This window comes from Trebonia sp. (assembly GCF_030042015.1).
In the GTDB taxonomy this organism is placed as follows: domain Bacteria; phylum Actinomycetota; class Actinomycetes; order Streptosporangiales; family Streptosporangiaceae; genus Trebonia.
On record NZ_JASIAL010000521.1, the window covers coordinates 1 to 3,312 of the forward strand.

Below are 3,312 nucleotides of genomic sequence, written 5' to 3' on the forward strand. Positions count from 1 at the left end.
CGACGATTCGCGGACGACCTTGTGGTGGTGGATCAAGTGAGGAAGCAGGTGGGTGGCGACCGGGGGGCCGACCAGCAGGACGGCCGATAGCGCGACCAGCGCGCCGCCCGCCATCAGCTTGGAGCCGTTGGTGATGCGCTCCGCGCTGAGCCGCAGGCTTCCCGTGCGTGCCTTCCGGCCGAGGAGCTGGCCGACCATGATGGCCAGGAACGCCTGGATGACGATAGCGGTGATGACGTCAGCCACTGGCAGGCTGCTGAAGCCGAGCGTGAACCCCACCACTAGTTCATCCAGGCTGATGCCGAGGCCGAGCCCGATGACGGCAAGGCCGCGGGCGCCCACCAGCGCCCGCGCCTTGCCTGCCTCGTCATCGTCATCGTCGTTGAGGCTCTCGTCCAGCATCCAGATGCCAAGGCCGCCCACGACCACCGGGACGACGACCGGGACGACGTACCGGCCGACGAAAGTCAGGTCGACGGTTTCGGCCAGGTGAGTGCGGTCGGCCTGGCGAAGCTGGTAGGCCTCGGCAGGGCTGCCGACCTGGTAAGGGTCGAAGACCAGGTGGGCGGGGCTGCCGGTCAGGTGAGTCAGCGGCGCCCCCAGCGCCATCCCGGCCAGCGGCATTCCGGCCTCGAACGCGAGCAACAGCACGATCACGCGGATCCGCTGCGCACGAGTCAGCCGGATCTCCCCCAGCACGGCGAACGCGACAGCAAAGGTGTCAAGACACAAGGGCAGCGTAAAGGCCAGCAGTTTGAACATGTCCCGACCCCTTCACTGCCCGGAGTGACCGACACGCCGCTGTGGCGGGCTGACCTCGTATCACGAGGAGGTAACACCCATTGAACGGCGGATTGGCCCGGCAGGTTTAGTGTTCCGGAAAAAAGATCCTTATGCGGGGCGAGGGCCCCTGATGAACACCGGCCGTTCATATACCACTTGGCAAGGGCGAGCGCAGGCTTGTCATAAGATGGTAAGAAGTTGTTCATAAAATTCCGGGGAGGTGACCGGGGGCGCACGGGCAGCTGATCGGCAGCGCCAGGCAAGAACGCTGCCGAGAGCCAGTTCCGGGGAGTCCGGGGATTGCTCGAAAGAACTTGCCTTACAGATGCGTAATTGATAATTGTTTTCGATCACGCCAGATGGACCCCGGACGTTTGACTGGTGTATCTCGTGACTATCACGCCACGATAACCCTGCGATCACGGGCTCCATCTTCGGCGTTATAGGCCGCCAATAATTTCTCCAGCTTAATATGAGCCGGACAGGTAAGCAGATCTGCCAAATTTCCGCGTCATGTCGCGTGGCTGGTCTAACGTATACGTCCGGGAGCGGAACGGCGGACAGGGAGGTGGACCGAGTGCATGACCGGCGCCGGTCCGCCTGGCGGCGCGGCACGCAACGAAGTGGCGTGGCGCGTATTGCGGTCCAGCTCGGCGTGGCCGTGGCGCTGGGCCTGGTGATCGGCCTGGTGATCGCGTTCCAGGCGGGCTCGAGCAACTCAGGCGTTGACCAGGTGCCGCTGGGCATTCCGGTGAGCCCGAGTCCCTCGGCCAGCGCTCCCGCGTCGATGACGACTGTTCAAGCGACGACCACTGTCAGCTGTGACATCGTCGTTCCGGCCGACCCGCTGAGCGCGCGAGGGCTGGCCACTCCTTATCAGCTCACGGGCACCGACGGGATGACGCCGCAGGAGTCGGGGTGCCAGATGAGCAACGCGGTGAAGCTCGGGGCCTTCGTCCAGGCCACGATCCTGAACCCGGCTACCGGGGCGCTGTCGGTCTATGACCCGCTCGTGGTCACGCAGGGCACCAGGCCGGCCGTGGTGCCCTCGGTGCCGAGGATCCCGGCGAACGCGGTCGTGACGATCGACTTCGGGTTCAACGGCAAGGACCTGTTCCAGGAGGGGGCGACCCCGGCCACGCTCGCGGATGCCGACTGCGTCAACGGCCAGGCGGGGTCGATCTTCGGGCAGGTGTCGTTCTGCAACGGGATCAACTTCTTCAACGCGGTGCGGAAGGACGAGCGGGAGGGGCTGCTCAAGGTGCCGCCCCCGGGTACCTCGGACAAGATCATCCCGTCGGGCGGCGACATGGGCACGGGCCAGGTGTGCCCGGTCACGCGCAATTTCGAGGCGGTCAGCCAGGCCTCGGCCAACAACGTGACCACCGAGTACCTGCTCAACCCGCTTACCGGCCAGACGGCGCAGGACACCACGTCGAACGCGGGCAACATGGCGGGAGCGACGCTGCTGTTCAGCCGCAGCGACGACACCCTGCTTGACCAGTTCCTCGACCCGATCCTCGGATGCGCCCCGTTCCGGGCGCCTGACCTGGCCAATAACGACCAGCCGACCACTTCCCAGGCGCTTGACGAGATACTGGCGGGCGCGTACCAGCCGAAGATCGCGGCGCTGGTGCCGGAGAACGACCCGACGGTGCGCAGCGGCGACGAGTTCGACGCGGCGAAGACCGACATATACCGGGAGGAACTGGGCCAGGCGCCGATCGATTCGCTGACCAACCTGACCAGCAGCCCGGCGATGTACTGCCAGAACATCGTCGATATCCAGACGCCGTTCCTCGCGGCCAACCAGACGCTGCTCGCCACCGGACAGTCGCCGGTGACGGCGGTGGGTGACAACCTGCTCACTTTCATGGCGAACGAGCTGAGCATGTCCTTCTCCAGCCTTGGCTGCCAGCACTTCCGGCTGGCGGATCCCGTCAGGGTCATCCTGAACGGCACGGGCGCAGCGGTCGCGGCGACGTTCGACGTCTCCGTGCGCCCGGCGGCCGCCGCCGTGGCGGCGCCCGCCGGGCGCGGGACGTGAGCATTGTGACAAGGAGCCACCCGGTGCGTGTCCGGGAAGCTGCCGAAAGCGCCGCGACGCCCGGCCATGCCGCGGGCCCGGAAGCCTGGCGGAACAAGCGCTTCAGGCTCGCGGTGATCGCGGCGGCGGTCATCCTCGCGGCAGGGCTCGGCTTCGGCGTCGGCAGGGTTATCGGGCTTGGCAACACGGTGATTCTCACCGCGATTCCCAGGCCGGCGACGGGGAAAGACGCGTTCGTCGAGGACGACGACCTCACCGGTCAGGACAGCCAGGAGAACATCCTCCAGTCGACGGCTCTTGGCATGGTGCACATCCTGTCGGGCGGGACCCCGGTCGGGATCGGCCTCGTGCTCACGGAGTCGGGGAAGGTGCTGACCACTTACCGGCCCTCCGCGGGTGCGGCGAACCTGACGGCGGAGTACGTCCTGTCCCGCGCGACCTTCAAGGCCACGGTGATCGGCGCGGACGCCGCGGCGGGCCTG

3 protein-coding genes are annotated in these 3,312 nt (G+C 66.6%); 2 read left to right on the forward strand and 1 reads right to left on the reverse strand.

Features of this window, described 5'->3' with window-relative positions:
* Positions 1–762, reverse strand: a 762-nt coding sequence (locus Q1N79_RS27840; RefSeq protein ID WP_300614025.1) for a manganese efflux pump, incomplete at its 3' end; no start/stop codon positions are given.
* A 649-nt stretch (positions 763–1,411) separates the two neighbouring features.
* Here Q1N79_RS27840 and Q1N79_RS27845 point away from each other — a divergent pair.
* Both Q1N79_RS27845 and Q1N79_RS27850 read left to right on the forward strand, forming a co-directional pair.
* The gene (locus tag Q1N79_RS27845; protein ID WP_300614026.1) at positions 1,412–2,830 is read left to right on the forward strand and encodes a hypothetical protein; all 1,419 of its coding nucleotides are present in this window, start codon (positions 1,412–1,414) and stop codon (positions 2,828–2,830) included.
* A 23-nt stretch (positions 2,831–2,853) separates the two neighbouring features.
* A partial coding sequence (locus Q1N79_RS27850; RefSeq protein ID WP_300614027.1) for a hypothetical protein occupies positions 2,854–3,312 on the forward strand: 459 nt, incomplete at its 3' end.